Consider the following 21,341-nt stretch of genomic DNA (forward strand, 5'->3'; position numbering starts at 1 on the left):
GAGCGGAAGCATAAGCGACGAAATAAAAAAACATGACCTTACCCTTCAAAACAGAAGGTTGAGGTCATGTTTTTATTTCGTTGCTGGCAAGCGAGGGGAAGATGACGTACAATTAAAATTGTAAAAAAGAGGCAAAAGTTGCTTGTTGATCGTAAAGGGGGAGTCTAATTTGCATTGCAAGTATCGGTTGCTTGCTTGGCTGTTGTTGTGCGCTCTATTTTTTCTGTTTGGTTCAGTTGGTAATCATAGCGCCGAGGCGGCGAAGAAAGTAGAAGCGCCGCCAGAGGATGTAGCGCCTATGGATGTGCGTCAACTACTCATCGTACAATCAGACAGTAAAAACAAACAGGTAGGCACATTGACGGCTTGGCAGAAAAAAGATGAAAAATGGCTTGTGAAATACAAAGACATTCCAGTCAACCTAGGCAGAAGCGGCGTGGTTTCAGCCGCGCAAAAACAAGAAGGAGACGGCGCTACGCCAGCGGGCTTGTATAAGTTGCGCCGAGCTTTTGGCTATGAGTCGTTCTCTATAAGCATGCCCTACATACAAGTGACAAAGCAACATTATTGGATCGACGATGTGGCTTCGCCGTTTTATAACCAACTGGTTGTAGGAAAAACAGCGGCCAAGTCGTACGAGCTGATGCGGCGCAAGGATGAGCTATATAAACTAGGTTTGGTTATTGAGTACAATACCGAGCCGGTTGTGGCGGGCAAAGGCAGCGCCATTTTTATGCATGTCCGTAAAGGTCCGGGTGTTCCCACAAGCGGCTGTGTGGCGATGGCGGAAAAGGATATAAAGAAGATCCTCAAATGGCTAAAACCGGAACAAAATCCGGCGGTTTGTATCGAATGAACTGTTTTAGAAGTAGGCAGGAGAAGCGCAGCAATAAATGGAAGCTTACTTCTAATTCAAAAGCTTGTGTTAAAGGTTCAGAGAAGGCTTTTTTAAGGGAAGAGGTGGAAGTGTGACGCAGGAATGGGAATTGGCGCTTTTTCAGCCGCAAGACGCTGCCGGGGTAGTAGCGCTGTATAGGGAAGTGTACGGGGACTCCTATCCGGTGGCGGAGGTATATGATCCCAAAGCGCTGGTGCGCCAGGAAGAAGAGGACGTTACCTGGCGGGCGGTAGCGAGAAATGAGGTCGGAGCGGTAATCGGCCATATTGCTTTTTACCGTTCCACGCCGCCGAACCCCGAGCTGTATGAATGCGGCCAGCTTATGGTGTGCCACGAATGGCGGCAAACCTCCGTAGGCTTTGCCTTGATGGAATATGCGCTGGCAGAAATTCCGCGCCAGCGTGGGTTGGAGCAGATTTGGGGCGAAGCGGTTTGCAATCATTTGTTCACGCAAATGATGATGACCAAGCGAGGTTATCATGAAACTGGCTTAGAGGTAGCGTTGATGCCGGGAGACGCTGCCAAGGGCGGCGAGCGAACCTCGACGGTACTGATTTTTTCGTCTCCTGGCGAAAGCGGCCAGACGGTGTATGTGCCGCAGGTGTATCAAGAAGCGTTTGCGTTGCTGTATGGCGAGTTGGCGGAAGCCTGTAACTTTGTCGAGGCGACGGCTCCGCTGCCGCAGGCGGTGGCGACGGAAGGCTCTATCGAGATGTTTGCCGGAGCCGGTGTGGCGCGCTTGTCGATTACTAACATCGGTGCTGATTTTGAGGCGAAGGCAGCCTTGTGGGAAAGCCAGGCGTCCGCAGCCGGGACGGTGGTATTGCAGGCTTTCTTGAGGCTGGGGGACGAAACGATCGGGGCGGCGGTAGAGATACTGCGGCGGCGCGGCTATTTTCTGGGTGGCGTCTTGCCGGGCTGGTACGGCGGAGATGGTTTGCTGATGCAAAAAGTGTCAATCGACGTAGATGAGAAAGCTATCCATGCGTATACCAAGAAGGCTAAGGCAATTAAGGCGCTGATTTTGAAGGACTGGGCGGAAGTGTGCCCGCAATCGTGGGGCGGAGTGCTGCGCTTGGCGGCGGCTAAATGGCCGGAAAAGACAGCGGCGGTGTATCCCCAGAAGAACCGTTCGTATACGTATGCGCAGCTAGATGCAGAAGCGGCGCAAGTGGCCAAGGGTCTTATGGCGTTGGGAATGGAGCGCGGCGAGCATGCCGCTATCTGGGCGTTTAATATTCCGGAATATCTTTCCGTGCAGTTTGGCTGCGCTAGAGCCGGGGCGCCGCTGGTGCTGCTGAATACCAATTATCGGGCGTATGAACTGGAGTATGTACTGCATCATTCCGATGCGACGGTGCTGTTTTTAGAAGCGCAAGGCAGCGGCGCAGAGGCTTGGCTGGAGGTGCTTCGTTCGGTGCGGGAACGGTTGCCGAAGCTGCGTAAGGTGGTGTTTTTTTGCGCTGCCGAAGCCGAGGATGTTCTTCTCTGGCCTGATTTCTTGGCTGGCGGAGCTGCTGTGGAGGAAGAAGTATATAGACAGCGCTGCAACGAGGAACGCTCGCAAGATGTGTTTATACTGCAATATACGTCGGGAACGACAGGCGTGCCTAAAGGAGTCGTGCATTGTCAGCAGGCGTACCTGTGTAATGCTAGAGCCTATGGAGAGCGCCAAGGGCTGACGACGTCTTCGGTATTGTGTTCGGCGCTGCCTTTCTTTCATGCCTACGGCAATGCGGTAATTTTGACGGCGCTATATTATGGCGGAACTTTGGTGGGGGTAGAACGGTTTCAAGCTCCCGTGGTGCTGCGGGCGATTGCGGAGCAGGGGGTTACCAGCTTGTCCGGCACGCCGACGATGTTTGTGGCGCTGTTAGAGGAATGGGAACGCAATTCCTATGATACAAGCTCGTTATGTGTGGGGGATATGGCAGGAGCCAGTTGTCCGCCGGAGTTGGTGCAGGCGGTGATTGAGAAGCTGGGCGCTACCGGCTTTAGCTGTCTATATGGCTCTACGGAAGTGATCATTGCGTCTTTGGCCGGCCCCACAAGAACTCAAGAAGAGCGGATAAATCATGTCGGCACGGCGCTGCCGGGCATGGAACTGCGCATTGTCAAAGCGGGGACTATGGAAGAGGTTCCGCCAGGCGTTGAGGGAGAGCTGTGCGTGCGGGGGCAGTCTTCGATGCTGCGGTATTATAAAATGGAGGAAGAGACGCAAAAGGCTATGGATGATGGTGGCTGGTGGCATAGCGGCGATATGGCCCAAATCGATGAGGTTGGCTGCTGCCACATTACCGGACGCATCAAGGACTTGATTATTCGCGGCGGTGAAAATATAGGCCCTGCGGAAATAGAGACCTTTCTGATGACCCATCCTAAGGTGCTCGAAGCGCAGGTGGTTGGCGTCCCCAGCGAATATTACGGCGAAGATATTGTGGCCTTTGTGCGGCTGCAAAAAGGAGAAACCGCCAAGGTACTGGAACTAAAGCGGTATTGTCGGGAGCGGATTGCCTTAAACAAGGTGCCCTTTATGTTTTTCTTCGTAGAGGAATTTCCTCTGACCGCCAGCGGCAAGGTGCAAAAATTTAAGCTGCGCGAGCTGGCGCTTGAAAATTTGACCAAGCAGTAAATGAATAGAGGAGGAGCGAATATGGACGTAAACGAGATTGAAAAAGTGATTCGAGGTATTTTAGCGGAACGAGTACCCGGCTTGAAGGTCGAGGATATTGCGCCGCAAGCGGAACTGTCCTCGTTGGGGCTGGATTCTCTGGCTTTCAGCTGGGTTTTGGCCGATTTGGAAGAAGCTTTTGATATTGTGATGCAGGGTTCGGATATTTTGCACCTAAAAACCTTGGCGGCGGCGGTTGAATACGTAGCCAAGCGGTTACAGGAAGCATAACGGTATTGACAAAAGAAAGTAATGACCAACAGAAATTTGGCTGTTGGTCATTACTTTCTTTTTGCATAGTATCTTCCTTAAAAGTGCATACTTTTATAATGGGAGCAATGTGGTTATAATGAGAAAAAACAAGCTGCTCCATAATAGAGCGGCTTTAACAGGAGGAATGAATTATGCCGGTTATTACAGTAGAAGGAGCCCTGATGAATATTGAACAAAAACGCAAACTAGCGGAGGTGTTGACGCGAGAAGCGGCGGAGATTATGAAAGCGCCGGAGGGGGCGTTTATTGTACTGTTGAAAGAAAACAGCACAGAAAATATTGGTGTTGGCGGGATGCTGCTTGCGGATAAGAAGAAATAAGGCAAAGCATAGTGAAGGAGGCATACTAAGATGGGGAAAAACATTTTGGTTTTGACAGGAAGTCCGCGCAAAGGCGGTAATAGCGAAAAACTGGCGGATGCCTTTATTGCGGGAGCGCAGGAGGCGGGCCATATGGTTATGAAATATGCGACTGCCGATAAAACGATTAAGGGCTGCATTGACTGTAAGACCTGTTTTAAAAAAGGCGCGGCGTGTTCCATTTCTGATGATTTTAACGAACTGGCGCCGCACTTGGCAGCGGCGGATATGCTGGTGCTGGCAACGCCGCTGTATTGGTTTTCCTTTCCAACGCAGCTGAAAGCGGCGCTGGATAAGATGTATTCCTTTTTGATCGCTGAAAAGCCCTTGGCGATTAAAGAGTGCGTTTTGTTGGTAACCGGCGGCGACAAGGAAGAAAAGGTATTTGAAGGTATTGTTCGCTCGTATCAGCTCATGCTGGAGTTTATGGGCTGGCAGGATCGTGGAGTAATTGTCGTGCCGGGAATGCATGATAAAGACGAGATTCTAAAGACGGACGCTTTGGAACGAGCGAAAACCCTGGGGGAAAGTTTATAAAAAAGCAAAAGCCATTGAGACGTTGTGGCCAGTGGCTTATGCTCCGTCTTTTGAGGGGGACTTTTATAAAGCGCAGGCGGAAGTAGTATATGGCTGATTGGCCGCACCCCATTCGCACATTAGTTTTAGAATGGGCAGCAGCGTTTGGGCGCGTGTTGTCAGTGAGTATTCTACTTTGGGCGGGATTTGCTGGTATTCTTTGCGATAAAGCAATTCTTCCGCTTCTAATTCCTTGAGTTGTTGGCTTAGCATTTTATGTGTAATACCTGGTAATTTTCTTTTTAGTTCTCCGTAACGGAGAATCGTTTCTTCCGCTAGAATGTAGATGATCAGCCATTTCCACTTGCCGCCAAGTACAGATAGTGTATAGGCTACCGGACAATCAAGGTTGAGTTCGCCTTTTTCTTTCACAATACTCTCCTTTGGATAGTAACTTTATTAAAGTATGGTATCTTTCAATAGAGTGCATACTTACATGAATAAAGAATAGCAGATATAATTAACCTAAACAAGCCTGAAAAGGATGGTGGAATTATGAATACCTATGAAGCGATTCAAAAACGCCGGAGCATTCGTCGTTATGAAGCTAGATTGGTGGAAAAAGAAACGATAGAGCGGTTGCTGAGGGCGGCGATGCAGGCTCCGTCAGCAGCGAATCAGCGGCCGTGGGAGTTTATTGTAGTGGAAAACAAAGATACTCTGGCTAAATTGGCGAAGGCTCATCCGTATGCATCGCCCATGCAAGAAGCCCCGTTAGGCATTATTGTTTTGGCAAACGAAGCCGGGTTGAAATTTCCGCAGTATTGGCAGCAGGATTTGGCGGCGGCCACGCAAAATCTATTGTTAGCCGCCGTCGAAAATGGCCTGGGAGCGGTATGGATGGGAGTTGCGCCGGAAGAAGACCGGATGAAATACATTACCGAATTGTTTCAACTGCCTCCGGGAGTTACGCCCTTTGCTATGCTGGCGCTGGGGTATTCGGCGGAAAATCAGTTTGTAGACCGTTTCGAAGCAAACCGCATTCACTATGAAAACTATAAGCCGTAAGCTTTGAGCTCCGGCTAGCCAGCAAAGAACCCCAGCCTTGCCGTTGTGCAGGGCTGGGGTTCTTTCTAGGTGCAAATGTCACAGCCGCTGAGGCCATAAGGAGTACTCTCTGGTTCTCTCGTGACTCTTGTTCAATTTTTAATAAATGAGGCGGCAGCATTGTATTTGAGACAAGATTTGCGCGCGCCTCGAAAACGTTGGCTAAGTCGGCAGTTTCTTAACTCGCTGTGCTCAAACAGGAGAAACTGTCATCCGTCTTAGCCAACGTTTTCGTCCTGCGGACCGCCTTGCTCCAATAAAAGTCTCAAATACAACGACCGCCACCGTCGCAGCTCTCCAGTGTGTCCTCGCTCTACGCCCTCTACTCCTGTTAAAAATCAATTTCTTCGTAACCCTCAGTTTCTGGTGGAGACCGGATGCTAGGCCATCCATGGATTTTCAGAGGAGACCGGCGATTATGCCATCCTTGGCATCGCCGGCATTAGGTACATCACGTACCGTCAGGCGCATCCAGCGCCGTCGTCGCGACTCCCGAGACTCTTGTTCAATCTTTTATGTTCTGTGCGTTACTCAAACCAAGCTTCTTTTAACAGCTGAATGGCTGTTTTCATTTCTTCCGCCGGGATTTTAGAAAAATAAAGGATGACTTGGGATGGAGAGGTTGGAGCTTCTCCCAGATAGTAATCCTGCAAAAGCGCGATGCGGCAGCCTTTCGCTAATGCCCGTGCGTATAATTCTTTTGGCGTCAACGAGGATTTTACCGTTAAAACCAGATGGAGGCCGGACTCGGTTTCGTTAATAGCTACCTGCTGGCCTAAGAGGGTCCGGATGCTTTCCAGAAAGAGTGCATGTTTTTCATTGTAGAGCTTGCGGAGGCGGCGGATTTGCCGCTCCAGGTGGCCATCGGCCATGTAGCGAGCCAGAGCTAATTGCTCTAGGGCGGACGTTGTTTGGTTGTACAAGGAAGCGCGCTCCCGATAGTTTTTCAGCAACTGTTCCGGCAGCACCATATAGCTAATACGGATGGATGGGGGAATGACTTTGGAAAAAGAGCCCATGTAAATGACGGAGCCTTCCGTATCCAACCCTTTTAAGGCGGGGAGGGGGCGGCCGAAATAGCGAAACTCACTGTCGTAATCATCTTCAATAACCGTAGAGCCTGTTTGTCGGGCCCAATTTAAAAGCTGCGTCCGTTCGCCGATCGGCATAATATAACCGGTCGGGAACTGATGCGAAGGCGTCACATACACAAGGCGAGCGCCGCTGCGAGCCAGCTCGTCCGTATCGATGCCTTCTTTTTTGAGACGGACCGGGATAATTTGAAAACCCCGGTCTTCCCAGGTGCGGCGACCCATTTTAAAGCCTGGTTCTTCAAAGGCAATGCCGTCATGCTCTGGCTTCAGCATGCTGGCCAAAATATTCAACAGGCTTTGTACGCCAGGGCCGACAATGACTTGGCCGTAATGGCAATTAACACCTCGTGAACGGATGTAGTTGACAATCTCCTTGCGCAGCTCTATTTCGCCTTGGAGATCGCCGTAGCGCATGAGACGGCTTGGATCTAAGAAGGCTTTATTGATATACCTCTTCCAAAGAGAGAAATCAAAGCCGTCCGCATCCATTTCACCACTGGCCAGATCGTATTTAAACGTCAGTTCCTGCGAGGATTGTTCTTTGGGAATGGCATTTTGCGGTGCAGGCGAAGGCCAAGCGTTTTCTACAAAGCGGTTGACTGCATAACGCGTACGATTGCCGCTGGTGATATATCCTTCACAGAGCAATTGCTGGTAGGCTTTTTCTACGGTGATTTTGCTGACCGATAAACTATCCGCCAAAAAGCGGATGGAAGGGATTTTTTGATTTTCCTTTAAATTGTTTTGCTCGATTTCCGTGCGGAAATAGCGATAAAGCTGCATATAAAGAGGCTCTTTGCTTTCGTGGTCAAGCAGTATCAGTTTAGACATGGTCCTTTTCATTCCTATCTGTACTTATTTTAAATATAGATTCTGTATATTTTAATGGTATCAGATTTGCTTTATAATACAACCAGGTTTTTATAAAAAAATAAGAAAAAACGTTAAAGTAGTTTGGCAGGAGGAATTTTAAATGAAAGCACCAGCGAAAGCACTTACTATAGCCGGTTCTGATACAAGCGGCGGCGCCGGATTGCAGGCGGATATCAAAACCTTTCAGGAATATGGCGTGTATGGCATGACCGCCATTACGGTTCTTGTGGCCCAAGATCCTAAAAACAATTGGGCTCATGCCGTGTATCCCTTGTCGTTGGAGACATTGGAAGCGCAGATTGATACGGTTCTTGGCGGTATTGGCGTAGATGCCATGAAGACCGGCATGCTGGGAACGGTTGAAATTATTTCCTTGGTAGCTCGTAAGCTGGATGAGTATGCGGTGAAAAATGTGGTCATTGATCCGGTTATGATTTGCAAGGGAACCGATGAAGTGTTGCATCCGGAAGCAGCGGTGGCCATCAGCCAAATGCTGGCTCCTAAAGCTACTGTGATTACGCCGAATGTATTTGAAGCCAGCCAGTTGAGCGGCGTACGTATTCAGTCGGTGGAGACGATGAAAGAAGCTGCCGTAAAAATTCATGCATTAGGCCCTAAGTACGTCTTGATTAAAGGCGGTTCTAAGCTGGGCACGGATAATGCCATTGATATTTTGTACGACGGCAAGGACTTTACCGTCTTTGAAACACCGAAGATCAATACCACTTATACTCATGGCGCAGGCTGCACCTATGCTGCCTCAATTACGGCCGGCTTGGCCCAGGGGCTGTCGGTGCCGGAAGCGGTAGGAAAAGCTAAAAACTTTGTCAGCCAAGCTATTCAACATGGTTTTCCCATCAATTCGTATGTGGGACCGACGTATCATGCAGCGCATCGCCTGACTGAGGCTTAAGCGGGGAAAGGTGGCAAAAATACGATGGAACAAAACTCTTTAAAGCAAACGAAATATTTGGTGTATGCAGCACTAGGCATTGCCCTTGTTTTTGTGTGCACTGTATTTGTGAATGTGCGTCTTCCTATTGCAGCGAATGGCGGTTTGATTCACTTGGGAAATGTACCGCTCTTTATTATTGCCATTCTCTATGGACGTTGGCTGGGAGCCTTAGCGGGAGGTTTGGGGATGGCCCTGTTCGACGTAGTCGGCGGCTGGTTCTTGTGGGCGCCGTTTACGTTGGTCATTGTAGGTCTGATGGGGTATACAATCGGCGCTTTGTGCGAAAAAAACCAGTCTTTTGCAACGTATGTATTGGCATTGGTTGCGGCCTGCGCCATCAAGATCGTGGGATACTATGGCGCTGAAGGAATTATTTACGGCAACTGGATTGCGCCAATGGTTTCGGTGCCTGGCAATTTGGTGCAGATTGGCCTAGCGTCAGCGATTGTGCTGCCGGTGGTGCAGAAGTTGAAAAAACACGCAGTGGCTCTTTCTTGGGCGGGAAGCCGTCGGTAAACGGCCATGGGGAACGGAATACAGAGGATTTTGGGTATATAAAAAAGCGGCGGTAATTCTTGAGCGATCAAGAATTACCACCGCTTTCGCGTTAGAAGAAGCTCTTAACTGGTTGTTGCCAATTTGGTCCAATATTCTGGGCAGTCGAGGATGTTTTTAGCGCTGCACAAACGCACTTCTTCTTTGTGAGCAAACAATTTATCGAATAAGGTTTTCATAAAAAACACTTCCTTTGATTGGATTAGAGGTAATTGATAATGATTATCTCTAATTGCATTATATAACGATAATTATTATTTGTAAATAGGAAACAAAGAAAAGAATTCGGTAGTAAAAAAGAGAAAAAATGAACAAGGATAATAGAAAAAAGGATTGAATTTTATAGTCTATAATGATGCTTGCACCTTAGGCTCTATATCGATGACTAGTTATTTCTTTGCATAAAATAGATTGTGAGGTGACGTGGGTATGATTCAGACGAGAAAGGTAAAGAAAATCATTACAGGAGAGCAGACGGTTGACGGCGCCGGTGTGCGCTTGGTGCGTGTCATTGGTCGGAAGGACACGAAAGAATTTGATCCCTTCTTGATGCTGGACGCCTTTGATTCTCGTAATCCTCTTGATTATATTAAGGGCTTCCCCTGGCATCCGCACCGCGGCATTGAAACGATAACCTACTTAATCCAAGGGGATATTGAACATGGCGACAGCCTGGGAAACACAGGCAGTATTTTAGATGGAGAGTGTCAATGGATGACGGCGGGTTCCGGCATCATCCACCAGGAAATGCCTAAAGCCAGTGAGCGCATGTTAGGCGTTCAGTTGTGGTTAAATCTGCCTGCTGCTGATAAAATGACGGCTCCGATGTACCACGGTATCACTCAAGGAGAGATGCCTGTAGTGGATGAAGAAAAGGCCCGGGTTCGGGTGATTGCAGGCACGTACAAAGAAACAGCAGGTGCTAGATCAGGAGATTTCGTGAAACCCTTGCTTTTGGATGTAGAGTTGAACGCTGGGGCGGAGTGGATGCTGCAGACAGACCCGGACGCCTCTTTGTTTATCTATATTTTTCAAGGAGAAGGCGCAGTTGGAGCAGTGGAAGAAACAGCGGTTGCGGTAAAGCAAGCGGTTTTGTTTTCCGAAGGAGCTTTGCTGCAGGTGAAAGCGGCGGAGTCCGGCTTGCGGTTTTTGCTGGCAGCTGGGCGGCCCTTGCAAGAACCAGTTGCCTGGGGCGGCCCTATTGTTATGAACACCCAAGAAGAACTGGATACGGCTTTCCGTGAGTTGAAGGAAAATACATTTATCAAGTAAACAGACATAGTAAAAGCCTTGAGACAAACTTGTTTTAAAAGTAGTCTCAAGGCTTTTTGCCTATACCAGAATTTATAAGTTGTTACGGATGAAAAACCCAGGGTCATCAAGGGATAGGCGCTTCTGTATAAACGGCGGCATAACTGTATTTGAGACAAGACTTCCGCGCGACTCGCAAAAATAGGAGTCGACGGCAGTTCCGCGAACTCGCTGGTGCTCAGACATACGGAACTTTTCTCCGTCGCCTCCTGTTTTTGCGTCCTGCGGACCGTCTTGCTCCAAAAAGTCTCAAATACAATCATTGCCACCGTAGCTTCCTTCGTTCCCTCACTTTACTTCCTATTCAAAAAAACGCCTTTTGTTTCTCCTGCGTACCCTCCCGTGACTCTGGTTCTCTTGTTCAATACTGTTCTGCGTTATGTCCCTTCGGTCCCTAAACGGTTGCGCAAAGGCAGTGTAAGAGGCAATGTCGCTAAAACAATGCAGGCTAAGAGAAGGACAACTTGTGATAGACCGATTACGTCGCCGGCCAAACCGTAGAGAAACGGGGAGATCGCTCCGGAGCCGATGGTCATGGTATAGAAGATGGCAAAGGCTTTTTGGCGGTGCGTAGGGGGAACCAATTCCGGGACACTGCCATAAAGTACGGAGGATGTCCCATTGAGAGCGACACCTAAAAGCGGCGCCAGCAGGAGAGTTGGTAAAAGAGGCAAAAACAGTGTGCTGATAATACAGAGGGCTGTGACAATCTCTGTCAAAATGACGGAGCGGAGTACGCCGATGCGTAGGGCCAAGCGGCCGCAAGCCAGCTTGCCGCACGCGCCGCCGGCGAAAATAAGCGACAAAGCAATGCCGGTGTCGGCGATGCTGCCTCCTTTTTGCTGCAGCAAAAACGGAAAAAAAGTTAAGAAGCCCATGCGAGTGGCGCTATCGATGACACCGATGGAGGATAAAGACCAAAACGGCTTGTAATTGAGCCAGCCTCCTATGGCGGTGGCTGGCTGCTCGGACGGTGCAGAGGAGATTTTAGAGAGAGAGGGCTTTTGGTGCGGGAAATAGAAGAAAAGCCAGCCTGCGATACAAAGTGTGGCAACACCAGCTGCTTGGGCGGCGCTCATCCAGTTGGATTGGCTGACAATAAAGGCGCCTGTAGCCGGCAACGCCAGTTTGCCTAAGTCTCCTGCCACATTAAAGGTGCTAAGCGCTTTGCGGCGCAGGTCGATTTGTTCGTAGGCGTCCGAAATTAAGGCGGAGGACATAGGGTGCTGCGTGCTGGAACCAAGGCCTCCAAGGACTAATAGGAAGCCTACAAAATAAATAGTATCAACATTTCCCAGAAACAGCATGGCTGCGCCTAAAAGCAGCGTGCCCCAGGCTAATAATTTTTCGGCCCCCAAGCGAGGGGCCAGCGAAGAGGCGGGAACCTGCAGGCTAGCCATAGTACCGGAAAAGAGTGTTTTTAGGATGCCGATTTCGGCAAAGCTTAGCGCAAACTGCGCCTGCCATAAAGGGAAAAACAGATAAAGCATATCAGAGCAGCCGTCATGAATAAAATGAGCCAAGCTGCCGGCCCATAAGGATTTAACCGGTTTAGCAGCCGCTGGCGAGGTAGAAGCATTTGGCATAAGAATCTTCCTTTCTGCATAGCATGAGGCAGAGGTGTTCTTCTCCTACTATAAACCTGTCTTGCTTTGTTAACAACTAACATAACGCTGACAAGAGAGAATTGGTATGTCGAAGAAAAGTTGCAGGATTTAATCAAGTAAAGGTACAATGAAAAAGGAGATAATGGCAACGAACCGCGAACCACGCGAAAAACGCGAAAGGGTGTTGTAAGTTCAATAATAATTATGGGGGCTTTGATCATGAGTCGCGAAACTGACGAAAAATGCGAAAGCATTTTATATAAAGATGAGTGTTACTTGATTCAAGGCGCTGTTTTTGAAGTGTACCGTGAAATGGGCGGTGGTTTTCTTGAAGCAGTTTACCAGGAGTGTCTAGAAATCGAACTGAAACGGCGTGGCGTTCCGTTTTGCAGGCAAGTTGTGTTGCCGTTGGCATATAAGGGAGCGACATTAAAGCAAGCATACATTCCTGATTTGATATGCTATGGTAAAATAATTGTCGAGCTGAAAGCTGTGAAAGAACTCGCATCGGAACATCAAGCGCAGTTGCTTAACTATCTAAAAGCAACTAATCTTGAATTGGGATTGCTTGTAAACTTTGGAGCGTTTCCTAAGGCGCAGATAATGAGAATGGCAAATCACTTTTCGCATTTGAATAGTAATTGTGGGGAACGATGATAACGAACCGCGAACCACACGAAAGGGTTATATAAGCTGATTTATTTCCTGTGAGTATTATCATTTTCGCGATTTTCGCGTTTTTCGCGGTTGAATAATATTTCTGGGCAAATGACGAAAGTTAGTTGATAAAATATGAATCAGAATGGGGGACTCAGATTGCGAAAATGTATAGTTGTTCTATTATTGCTGTTGCTGACGGCGTCAAGCGCTTGGGCTAATGGACAGGCGCTTCAAGAACGAGCTTATTTTCCACCAGTACTTATGTATCATGATATTAAAGTGAAGCCTATCAATGGCTTTGATGTTTCGGTGGACGATTTTCAGGCGCAGCTGGCTTGGCTGGCGCAAGAAGGCTATCAGACTTTAAGTATGGATGAATTTTTGCAGTATGTTGACACGAAGCGCCCATTTCCTGAAAAAACAGTGCTGATCACCTTCGATGACGGCTATGAGGGCATTTATCAGTATGCGGCGCCGGCTCTGGCGAAGTATAAAATGAAAGCGACGTTCTTTATCTTTAAAAAAGGCCTTAATTCTGCGTTAACAGGCTACCCGTATCTAACGGACAAACAACTGCAGGAACTGGCCGCTAATCCGTTGTTTTCCATTCAATCGCACACGATGACCCATGCTGATCTCAGCGCGATTTCTAAACAAGAGCTGCAGTACGAGCTGAAGGCTTCGAAGCAATTTATCGAAAGCGTTACCAATAAACCTTGCCGCATCATTGCTTTTCCTTTTGGCCATTATAACAGCGAGGTCCTGCAAACCGCCAAAGAAGCCGGCTATGACGTCGCTTTTTCCGTGTCCGACTTGGGTCTGCAGGGGCAAGCAGCCAAGTATAGCATCCCGCGCATTTACATGGGCGTAGCCCTGGGGCAAAATAAGATGGAACTGTTCAAAAAGTATTTGCATACCTATAAAACCATGCCGCTTGAGGCGTTTAAAGAACAATTTGGAGAATTGCCGCAGTGAAAAAATTTACTTCCTACCAAATAGTCGAAGAACATGCAGGCATGACGCTGGAAGCCTATTTAAAACAAGTTTTGCAGTACTCCGGGAGACGGCTCCAAAAGCTGACAAGGCAGAAGGGGATTTTGTTGAACGGCAAGGCTGTATTTTTGCAGAAAAAAGTAAAAGCCGGCGATAGTCTGCGCGTGTTGCTGGCGGAAGATGCTTCTTACGGCGTCCAGCCGGAAGAAGGCTGCGTGGAGATTCTTTATGAAGATGAGTATGTGCTTGTGTTGAATAAGCCTGCAGGGCTGTTGGTGCATCCGGCGGGACGGACGATGAGCGGCACCTTGGCGAACTATTTGGCTTATGAGCTGCAGCGGCGGGAGGTGCTCTGCGCCATTCGGCCGTTGCACCGCCTTGATCGGGACACTTCCGGGTGCGTCATCTTTGCCAAAGATGCTCACAGCCAGTTCCTGCTGGAGCAGCAAATGAAAGAGAAACGGCTGCAGCGAATCTACTGGGCCCTCGTAAACGGCGAGGTATCGCCAGCGGAGGGAACTATTGATGCGCCGCTCGGCGCGCATCCCAATCGTCCGAATCGGCGGGCGGTGCGCGAGGACGGGGAGAAGGCGGTTACGCATTATCGAACGCTGGAAAGCTATGCGGCGGCCTCACTGTTGGAGCTGACGCTGGAAACCGGGCGAACTCACCAGATTCGACTGCATGCCTCGCATCTGGGTCATCCCCTTATTGGCGACGGCATGTATGGAAGGCGGACGTCCTGGATGCCCCGGCAGGCGCTGCATGCGGCCTGCGTGCGTTTTGGGCATCTTAAGGAGCTGCGTGAAGTTACGGTGCAGGCGCCGTTGCCGGAAGATTTTGAGGCAGCCCTTGCGCATTGCCGCCATGTGCGGCGCGAGGCGGAGGAGGTAACGCCGTGGACGCCTTGACGGCTATTTTTAGCATTTTTGCTGCGCTGTGCTGTATCTGGGTTGTTTGGAAGCTTGTTTCCCGGAGAAAAAGTCTTCCTTGTCCGTCTTGGCTGTACCGCATGGTGGAGATGGAAAATCCTTTAGCGAAAAACAGCCAAGCCAAGACTATTCTCGCCGGCTTGGGCGTTGCCGAAGGCATGACCGTCTTGGATGCCGGCTGCGGCCCGGGGAGGGTTACGCTTCCTTTAGCCAAAGCGGTGGGCGCAGATGGCAAGGTGATCGCTGTTGATTTGCAGCAGGGCATGCTGGATGTGGTACAGCGCAAAGCGCAACAGGAAAATTTCACCATGATTGAGTTTGCAAAGCTTCCTTTGGGCGAAGGAAAGCTGCCGGCGTATCAGGCGGACCGGGCGGTGATGGCGGCGGTGCTGGGGGAAATTCCCCAGCAGGCGGCGGCTTTGCAAGAAGTGTTTGCAGCGTTAAAGCCGGGGGGCGTATTGGCGATTGCTGAAACGATTTTTGATCCCCATTACCAGCGCAAAGCGCATGTGTTGGACTTGGCCCAGGCGGCTGGCTTTGCGGAAGTCGGTTTTACAGGAAATGCCCTGGCCTATACGGTATATTTGCAAAAGCCATAGTGACGCTTAAATTCGCTCTTTCCTTGCAGGAAAGGGCGGATTTTTTACTATCGTACCTTGTATTTCTCTTGTGTGTCCTCTCGTGACTCCGATTCTCTTGTTCAATATTTTGGTTTGTCTCTGCTTCCTCTGGCCTTTTCTCTGATTCTCTGTGTAAATCTTGTAACCTCGTCGTACCCTTTCGTCCTCTGGCCTTTCTTACAATTTTCGTATAGAATAAACGTACTGTAGTATTCTATTTTGCGATATGAAGGGAATTTGCACATGCTTCAAACTATGAACCGCCCGGCAGATTTACGAACCTTAAAAGGAAAGCTGGCAGCGGCTTATGACTATGTATTGGCCCATCAGGACTCCGATAATGCGGCAAAAATAAAGCAGCTAGCGGGCAAGCTGGCGCAGCAAGAGTTTGCCATTGCTTTTTGCGGCCATTTTTCAGCGGGGAAATCTACGATTATCAACCGCTTGATCGGTGAAAATCTACTGCCGTCAAGCCCCATCCCGACCAGCGCCAATTTGGTGAAGGTCAAGGCGGGCGAAGCGTATGCCAAGGTGTTTTTCAAGAACGAAAAGCCGCGCATGTATTTGGCGCCTTATGACTACGAGCTGGTGAAGCAGTATTGCAAAGACGGCGACCAAATTCAGGAGATTGAACTCAGTCAGGCTGACTGTCAACTGCCGCCGCAAGTGGTGGTTCTGGATACGCCTGGCATTGATTCGGCGGATGACGCGCATCGCATCGCCACCGAGTCGGCCATTCATCTGGCGGATTTGATTTTTTATGTCATGGATTACAACCACGTGCAGTCCGAATTAAATTTTATGTTTACTAAAGAACTGACGGAAGCGGGTAAAGAGGTTTGTTTGGTCATTAACCAAGTGGATAAGCATTCCGAGCAGGAACTTTCCTTTGCCGATTTTCAGGCCAGTGTGGTAAATTCCTTTGCTTCCTGGGGAGTTAAGGCAACGCATATTTTTTATACGTCTCTCAAAAGCGATGAACATGCGCATAATCAGTTCCCGGCGCTGCAGGCCTTTTTGGCGGAGCGGCTGCAGGCGAAAGACTCGCTGCTGTTGCAGTCGGTGTTCCATTCCCTGCAAAAAATCGTTGGGGATCATCTAACGGCGGCGCGGAAAAAAGGCGAAGATAAATTACAGTCGGCCAGGGAGGTTCTGGGCGAGCTGTCGACGGCGGAGCAAGAGGAGCTGCAGGCGAACTATGACAAGCTGCTGGCGGAAAAGAACCTGCTGGGCGAAGGCCTGGAAAAAGCAGAGAGTCAGTTTGACCTGGAAGTCAGCAAAATTATGCAGAATGCTTATTTGATGCCCTTTGAAACGCGGGCGTTGGCGGAAGCGTATTTGGAAGCCTGCCAGGCGGGCTTTAAGGTTGGTTTTTTGTTTACCAAGCAGAAAACAGAGGCGGAACGGGAAAACCGGTTGGAGCTTTTTTATCAGGGTGTGTTGGAAAAGATAAAATCACAACTAGAATGGCATCTGCGCGAGTTCCTGGGGCGTTTCTTAAAAGAACGGCGTTTGGAAGACAAGGAATTGCTCGCAAGGGCGCAGCAGTTTACGGCGCCTTTGGCCAAGGAAGCGCTAGTGGGCGCGGTAAAGCCGGGCGCCCGCCTTTCCGGAGAATCGGTCATCAATTATACGGAGAGCGTGGCTAACGAAATTAAACTTGCAGTGAAACGAAATCTGGCTTCTCTGGAAGTCGATATCCTGGAGGCGCTCCAAGAGCGTACTGCTGCGCTGCAGGTGCGGCTGGCGCAAAAATCAGCCGGTTTGGAGCGTTATATTGCCGCCCTGGAACAGCTGAAAAAACAGGAAGCCGCCGCTAAGCTGGCGCAGGCGGAAGCGGATAAGCTGCTTAGCCAAGCGAAGGAAATTACAGAAGAAGCGTTTTGCCTGCTGGCACAGAACGAAGAGGAATTTGACGTTGTTTCGCCGCAAACTGGGCAGGTGGAACTCGTGAAAAAAGCGCCTCCTTGTGTCCAAACCAGGCCTAAGGTAAACGAGAAAAAAGCGGCAGCCGTCGAAGCGACGGATCGTATGAAGCAAACGGCAAGCGCCCTCCAACAGACGGCGCATCTTGTGCATGATTTGCCTGGTTTTGCAAAACTGGCCAGGGAGCTGGAGGAAAAGGCGGCGCGTTTAGAACATAAAGGCTTTACGGTCGCGTTATTCGGGGCGTTTAGCGCCGGCAAATCTTCTTTTGCTAATGCTCTTCTTGGAGAGAAAGTGCTGCCGGTTTCGCCGAACCCGACAACAGCCGCGATTAATCAGATTAAGCCGGTGAACGAGATTTGCCCGCATGGGGCGGTGCGCGTTAAGGTGAAGGACGCCAGCGCTCTGCTGGACGATGTCAATCAGGCGCTGCGCCTGTTTGAAGTGCAGGCGGCCACGCTGGCTGACGCCAGGGAAAAAGCAGCCGCTTTAGGACAGGGCGCGTCGGTTGGCGCGGCGGAAAAAACAAGCTATGCTTTTTTGCAGGCTTTTGCGCGCGGTTACGCCGCCTTTGGGGAGCAGCTGGGGGCTGTGCTGGAAACAACCATGGCGGAATTTGGCGATTATGTGGCGGTAGAGGAAAAATCCTGTTTTGTAGAATGGATTGACCTGTACTATGACTGTCCCTTGACTCGCAAGGGTATTACGCTGGTAGACACTCCAGGGGCGGATTCCATCAACGCCCGCCATACGGGCGTCGCCTTTGAGTTCATCAAAAACTCGGATGCCATTCTCTTTGTTACGTATTATAATCATGCTTTTTCCAAAGCGGATCGGGAGTTCCTGATTCAATTGGGGCGGGTAAAAGACGCTTTCCAACTGGATAAAATGTTCTTTATCATCAACGCCATTGACTTGGCCGACAACGAAGAAGAAAAAGAAACGGTCATGGCTTATGTGCAAGAGCAGCTTGTTAAATACGGCGTTCGCAATCCCCATTTGTACGCGCTGTCCAGCCTACATGCGTTGAAGGAAAAACAGGCAAAGACGGCGGTTGCCCCTTCGGGTATGCCTGTATTTGAAGAAGCGTTTTATCACTTTATTGCCAACGATTTGGCTAACCTGGCGGTAGCGGCGTCTGAAAACGAGCTGCGCCGCGTTGAACAGCGCGTAAGCGCTCTTATTGCCAGCGCCCGCGAGGATGTCTCGGTGAAAGAGCAAAAAAGAGCCAAACTGGAAAGCGAACAAGGCGAGATTGCGTCGTTTTTGGCGCAGCAAACCGTGCAAACGCTGTGCAGCAGTCTGCAGCAGGAAATGGAAGAGTTGCTTTACTATGCGAAACAGCGGGTGTTTTTGCGGTTCAATGATTTCTTCAAAGAAGCCTTCAATCCGGCGGTGTTGCGAGACGATGGCCGGGATTTGAAAAAGGTGTTGCGCCAATCTTTGGGCGAGCTGCTGGAACAGGTCGGCTTTGATTTGGCCCAGGAGCTGCGCGCGACTACGGTGCGTTTGGAACGATTTGCGCAAAAGCAGGCGGCTGAGTATCAGCAGAGCCTAGCCGAACGACTAGGGGAAATCAACGCCGATGTATCTTTTGCCGCGTTTGAACTGGAAAATCGGGAGCACCTTGAGTTTGCGGCCGCTTTTCAAGACGCGCCGTTAGACAAGTTTGGCAAAGCGATGGCTTGCTTTAAAAATCCTAAAGCGTTTTTCGAGCAAGGGGAAAGCAAGGCTATGGGGGAAGCGCTCTATGAGCTTCTTAGCGTGCTGGCCGATGAATATCTGCAGAGAGAAAAAATCCGTATGCAGACGAGCTATGACGCAGTTTTAGAGGAAGAATTTACCCGCCTTATCGGGCAGATGACGGAACAGGCGGCAGAGTTCTATTTGAGTCTGTTGTCCGCCTTGGACGGCGGCGTGCCGGTAGAGACGCTTCTGGATATTCAGCAGCGCTTACCCCAAGAATAGTACAAAAGTTGATAGTTTTTTTATATGAACCCTGTGGCTGTTTATGGTACATTGAATGCAATTGAGTACAGGCGCCTGCATTAGTCAAGCCTGTATGCCGCCATTGACTCTACGAGTGATAGAGGGTATGGACTTTTGCAGGTTTTTCTGCTTCTTTCGCCCTCTGGCATGTCACAGAGGGCGATTTTATTTTTCTAAGGGCGGAGGAAGCTGCAATGAATGTAGTAGAAAAACGGCTCAGTTGCGATCATTCGGAAAAGTATCTTGTGAGCTTGGCAGACGGTCATACTGTCGAAACTCTCTATATGGTGGATGAAGCGAGACGGTTGACTTTTAACAGCACGGTCTGTATATCTTCGCAGGTAGGCTGTCACATGGGCTGCCGCTTTTGCGCCACAGGCAGGCAGGGCTTTATTCGCAACCTGACGGCCCAGGAGATTGTCGGTCAGGTGGAGCTTTGCAATCGAACACGTAAAAATGCCAAGAAAACTTCCTTGGAGGCAGTGGTGTTCGCCGGCATGGGCGAGCCGCTGCGCAATTATGACCAAGTTAAGGCGGCCGTTTTGGAGCTGCGCTCCCGCTGGGGGCTGCGGCAGTTTGAACTGGCTACGGTGGGGATTGTGCCGAAGATCTATGAGATGATTGAGGATTTTCAAGGCAGTGATATCTCCATTCGCCTGAATCTTTCGCTCCATGCTTCGGCCGATGAGCAGCGCCGGCAGATTATTCCCATGACGCAGGAATACGGCGTTGAGGAGATTATTCAGGCTGCGGCGGCTTATGCGGCTGTGTTTAACACCAAAGCGCGCATCCGGTACATGCTGTTTCATGGTTTCAACAACACCGAGGGCGATGCGGCTCGTTTGACGGCGCTTTTGCAGGGAAAACCGTTGAAATTGATTCTTTCGCAGTATAACGAAAACAATATAGAGGGCTTGACGCCGGCGAATCGCTTGGAGGTTTTGGATTTTTATAATACAATGAAGACAACGGTGGAGGCGGAGATTTTTCATAATTTTGGCAGCGATATTCAAGGCGGCTGCGGACAATTGAAGCAAACCGTGGCGGTATAATTTTTCCATAGGAGAAACAGGAGAAGCAATTGATGAACAAGGTAATTTGCGTATATAGCTCTTCTAGCAGAACGATTGACCCGGTGTATTTTGATGCGGCGCACCATTTAGGACGGGAAATCGCCGTGAAAGGAGACCGGTTCCTTTTTGGCGGCGGCATCACTGGGCTGATGGGCGCGTGCGCCAAGTCAGTGCATGAGCATCAAGGGCAGGTAATTGGCGTGATTCCGGAAGCCTTAAATTTGGAAGGCGTTGTCTATGACAAATGCGACGAACTGGTGGTAACCAAATGCATGCGCGAGCGCAAGGCTGCTATGGACGAGCGGTCCGATGCGTTTATTGCGCTGCCCGGAGGCTACGGAACCATGGAAGAGGTTCTGGAAATCATTACGCTCAAGCAATTGCGCTACCATGATAAGCCCATTGTCATTTTGAACATCAATAACTTTTACGATAATTTGCTGGAGCAGTTCGAGAAGGCGATTGACCAGCAATTTGCTAAAATGGTTTGTAATGAATTGTATTTTGTGACTGAGAAAGTTTCAGAGGCGCTGCAGTATATTGACGCTTATGAGTCTCCTGTATTTGCAGAGCGCTGGCTTACGTGAAAGAAGCAGAAGGAGCTATGACTTTTTTAGTCATAGCTCCTTTGCTTTCTGTTGGGGGGACGTTGCTGACGAACCGCGAAACACGCGAAACACGCGAAAGACGCGAAAGACGCGAAAGACGCGAAAAGCTTCGTTCCCTCTCCTGCGTGCCCTCCCGCGACTCCGATTTTCCTGTTCAATCCTTGTTTTGTCCCCCCTCTGGCATTTCTCTGTTACTCTGCTTACTCTGTGTGCCGTTCCATTTTATCTTTTGCTCCATCTCTAGGACGCGCAGGGTGATTTTCATCACCGAGTCGGGATTGAGGGACATAGAGTCGATGCCTTCCTTGACCAGGAATTCCG

The 21,341-nt window shown here is 49.7% G+C and carries 19 protein-coding genes; 16 read left to right on the top strand and 3 right to left on the bottom strand.

Annotated elements, in window-relative coordinates:
• Nucleotides 1–142: 142 nt before the first annotated feature.
• The 5 genes from PHF27_RS07215 (at nt 143) to PHF27_RS07235 (ending at nt 4,738) form a co-directional block, all read left to right on the top strand.
• A complete protein-coding gene (locus PHF27_RS07215; RefSeq protein ID WP_300067774.1) occupies nt 143–856 on the top strand; it encodes a L,D-transpeptidase family protein in 714 nt (237 codons plus the stop codon).
• A gap of 112 nt (nt 857–968) precedes the next feature.
• A complete protein-coding gene (locus tag PHF27_RS07220) occupies nt 969–3,530 on the top strand; it encodes a GNAT family N-acetyltransferase (RefSeq protein WP_300067777.1) in 2,562 nt (853 codons plus the stop codon).
• Nucleotides 3,531–3,551: 21 nt separating this feature from the next.
• Nucleotides 3,552–3,800 carry an acyl carrier protein gene (locus PHF27_RS07225; RefSeq protein WP_300067780.1) on the top strand — a complete coding sequence of 83 codons (249 nt, stop codon included), beginning with the start codon at nt 3,552–3,554 and terminating at the stop codon, nt 3,798–3,800.
• Nucleotides 3,801–3,973: 173 nt separating this feature from the next.
• The gene (dmpI, locus tag PHF27_RS07230; RefSeq protein ID WP_300067783.1) at nt 3,974–4,162 is read left to right on the top strand and encodes a 4-oxalocrotonate tautomerase DmpI; all 189 of its coding nucleotides are present in this window, start codon (nt 3,974–3,976) and stop codon (nt 4,160–4,162) included.
• A 30-nt stretch (nt 4,163–4,192) separates the two neighbouring features.
• Nucleotides 4,193–4,738, top strand: a complete 546-nt coding sequence (locus PHF27_RS07235; protein ID WP_300067786.1) for a flavodoxin family protein — start codon at nt 4,193–4,195, stop codon at nt 4,736–4,738.
• A 63-nt stretch (nt 4,739–4,801) separates the two neighbouring features.
• On the opposite strand, the gene PHF27_RS07240 is transcribed toward PHF27_RS07235, so the two are convergent.
• Complete coding sequence (locus PHF27_RS07240) at nt 4,802–5,152, bottom strand: helix-turn-helix domain-containing protein (RefSeq protein WP_300067823.1); 351 nt, start codon at nt 5,150–5,152, stop codon at nt 4,802–4,804.
• A 120-nt stretch (nt 5,153–5,272) separates the two neighbouring features.
• On the opposite strand from PHF27_RS07240, the gene PHF27_RS07245 reads away from it, so the two are divergent.
• Complete coding sequence (locus PHF27_RS07245) at nt 5,273–5,785, top strand: nitroreductase family protein (protein WP_300067789.1); 513 nt, start codon at nt 5,273–5,275, stop codon at nt 5,783–5,785.
• Between the two features lie 566 nt (nt 5,786–6,351).
• Here the strand turns inward: PHF27_RS07245 and PHF27_RS07250 are convergent.
• On the bottom strand, nt 6,352–7,749 hold the full coding sequence (locus PHF27_RS07250; protein WP_300067792.1) for a PLP-dependent aminotransferase family protein: 1,398 nt from the start codon (nt 7,747–7,749) through the stop codon (nt 6,352–6,354).
• A gap of 142 nt (nt 7,750–7,891) precedes the next feature.
• Between PHF27_RS07250 and pdxK the strand changes: the two genes are divergently transcribed.
• From pdxK to PHF27_RS07265, 3 genes are all read left to right on the top strand, one after another.
• Nucleotides 7,892–8,704, top strand: coding sequence for a pyridoxine/pyridoxal/pyridoxamine kinase (pdxK, locus tag PHF27_RS07255; protein ID WP_300067795.1), 813 nt, complete (start codon nt 7,892–7,894; stop codon nt 8,702–8,704).
• A 24-nt stretch (nt 8,705–8,728) separates the two neighbouring features.
• A complete protein-coding gene (locus tag PHF27_RS07260; protein WP_300067798.1) occupies nt 8,729–9,262 on the top strand; it encodes an ECF transporter S component in 534 nt (177 codons plus the stop codon).
• A 468-nt stretch (nt 9,263–9,730) separates the two neighbouring features.
• Entirely contained in the window at nt 9,731–10,573 is an 843-nt protein-coding gene (locus PHF27_RS07265) for a pirin family protein (protein ID WP_300067801.1), read from the top strand.
• A 416-nt stretch (nt 10,574–10,989) separates the two neighbouring features.
• Here PHF27_RS07265 and PHF27_RS07270 read toward each other — a convergent pair whose 3' ends face one another.
• Nucleotides 10,990–12,198: an MFS transporter gene (locus tag PHF27_RS07270; protein ID WP_300067804.1), complete on the bottom strand. Its 1,209-nt coding sequence runs from the start codon at nt 12,196–12,198 to the stop codon at nt 10,990–10,992.
• Nucleotides 12,199–12,438: 240 nt separating this feature from the next.
• On the opposite strand from PHF27_RS07270, the gene PHF27_RS07275 reads away from it, so the two are divergent.
• From PHF27_RS07275 to PHF27_RS07305, 7 genes are all read left to right on the top strand, one after another.
• Complete coding sequence (locus tag PHF27_RS07275; protein ID WP_300067807.1) at nt 12,439–12,876, top strand: GxxExxY protein; 438 nt, start codon at nt 12,439–12,441, stop codon at nt 12,874–12,876.
• A 159-nt stretch (nt 12,877–13,035) separates the two neighbouring features.
• Nucleotides 13,036–13,854 (top strand): polysaccharide deacetylase family protein, encoded by an 819-nt coding sequence (locus PHF27_RS07280; protein WP_300067809.1) that lies wholly within the window; start codon nt 13,036–13,038, stop codon nt 13,852–13,854.
• Nucleotides 13,851–14,783: an RluA family pseudouridine synthase gene (locus PHF27_RS07285; protein WP_300067812.1), complete on the top strand. Its 933-nt coding sequence runs from the start codon at nt 13,851–13,853 to the stop codon at nt 14,781–14,783. The genes PHF27_RS07280 and PHF27_RS07285 overlap by 4 nt, the downstream gene beginning before the upstream one ends.
• Complete coding sequence (locus PHF27_RS07290) at nt 14,771–15,403, top strand: class I SAM-dependent methyltransferase (RefSeq protein ID WP_300067814.1); 633 nt, start codon at nt 14,771–14,773, stop codon at nt 15,401–15,403. Before PHF27_RS07285 ends, PHF27_RS07290 begins: the two co-directional genes overlap by 13 nt.
• 264 nt (nt 15,404–15,667) lie before the next feature.
• Nucleotides 15,668–19,318: a dynamin family protein gene (locus PHF27_RS07295; RefSeq protein ID WP_300067816.1), complete on the top strand. Its 3,651-nt coding sequence runs from the start codon at nt 15,668–15,670 to the stop codon at nt 19,316–19,318.
• Between the two features lie 215 nt (nt 19,319–19,533).
• The gene (locus PHF27_RS07300) at nt 19,534–20,391 is read left to right on the top strand and encodes a radical SAM protein (protein ID WP_300067819.1); all 858 of its coding nucleotides are present in this window, start codon (nt 19,534–19,536) and stop codon (nt 20,389–20,391) included.
• 32 nt (nt 20,392–20,423) lie between these two features.
• Nucleotides 20,424–20,999 carry a TIGR00730 family Rossman fold protein gene (locus PHF27_RS07305; RefSeq protein WP_300067821.1) on the top strand — a complete coding sequence of 192 codons (576 nt, stop codon included), beginning with the start codon at nt 20,424–20,426 and terminating at the stop codon, nt 20,997–20,999.
• Nucleotides 21,000–21,341: the final 342 nt, after the last annotated feature.

Source organism: Anaeromusa sp. (assembly GCF_028691475.1).
GTDB lineage: Bacteria > Bacillota > Negativicutes > Anaeromusales > Anaeromusaceae > Anaeromusa.

Coding starts and splice junctions, on each gene's coding strand:
- PHF27_RS07225 (WP_300067780.1), top strand. CDS start 3,552: ATGGACGTAAACGAGATTGAAAAAGTGATTCGAGGTATTTTAGCGGAA.
- dmpI (WP_300067783.1), top strand. CDS start 3,974: ATGCCGGTTATTACAGTAGAAGGAGCCCTGATGAATATTGAACAAAAA.
- PHF27_RS07235 (WP_300067786.1), top strand. CDS start 4,193: ATGGGGAAAAACATTTTGGTTTTGACAGGAAGTCCGCGCAAAGGCGGT.
- PHF27_RS07245 (WP_300067789.1), top strand. CDS start 5,273: ATGAATACCTATGAAGCGATTCAAAAACGCCGGAGCATTCGTCGTTAT.
- PHF27_RS07250 (WP_300067792.1), bottom strand. CDS start 7,749: ATGTCTAAACTGATACTGCTTGACCACGAAAGCAAAGAGCCTCTTTAT.
- pdxK (WP_300067795.1), top strand. CDS start 7,892: ATGAAAGCACCAGCGAAAGCACTTACTATAGCCGGTTCTGATACAAGC.
- PHF27_RS07260 (WP_300067798.1), top strand. CDS start 8,729: ATGGAACAAAACTCTTTAAAGCAAACGAAATATTTGGTGTATGCAGCA.
- PHF27_RS07265 (WP_300067801.1), top strand. CDS start 9,731: ATGATTCAGACGAGAAAGGTAAAGAAAATCATTACAGGAGAGCAGACG.
- PHF27_RS07270 (WP_300067804.1), bottom strand. CDS start 12,198: ATGCCAAATGCTTCTACCTCGCCAGCGGCTGCTAAACCGGTTAAATCC.
- PHF27_RS07275 (WP_300067807.1), top strand. CDS start 12,439: ATGAGTCGCGAAACTGACGAAAAATGCGAAAGCATTTTATATAAAGAT.
- PHF27_RS07295 (WP_300067816.1), top strand. CDS start 15,668: ATGCTTCAAACTATGAACCGCCCGGCAGATTTACGAACCTTAAAAGGA.
- PHF27_RS07300 (WP_300067819.1), top strand. CDS start 19,534: ATGAATGTAGTAGAAAAACGGCTCAGTTGCGATCATTCGGAAAAGTAT.
- PHF27_RS07305 (WP_300067821.1), top strand. CDS start 20,424: ATGAACAAGGTAATTTGCGTATATAGCTCTTCTAGCAGAACGATTGAC.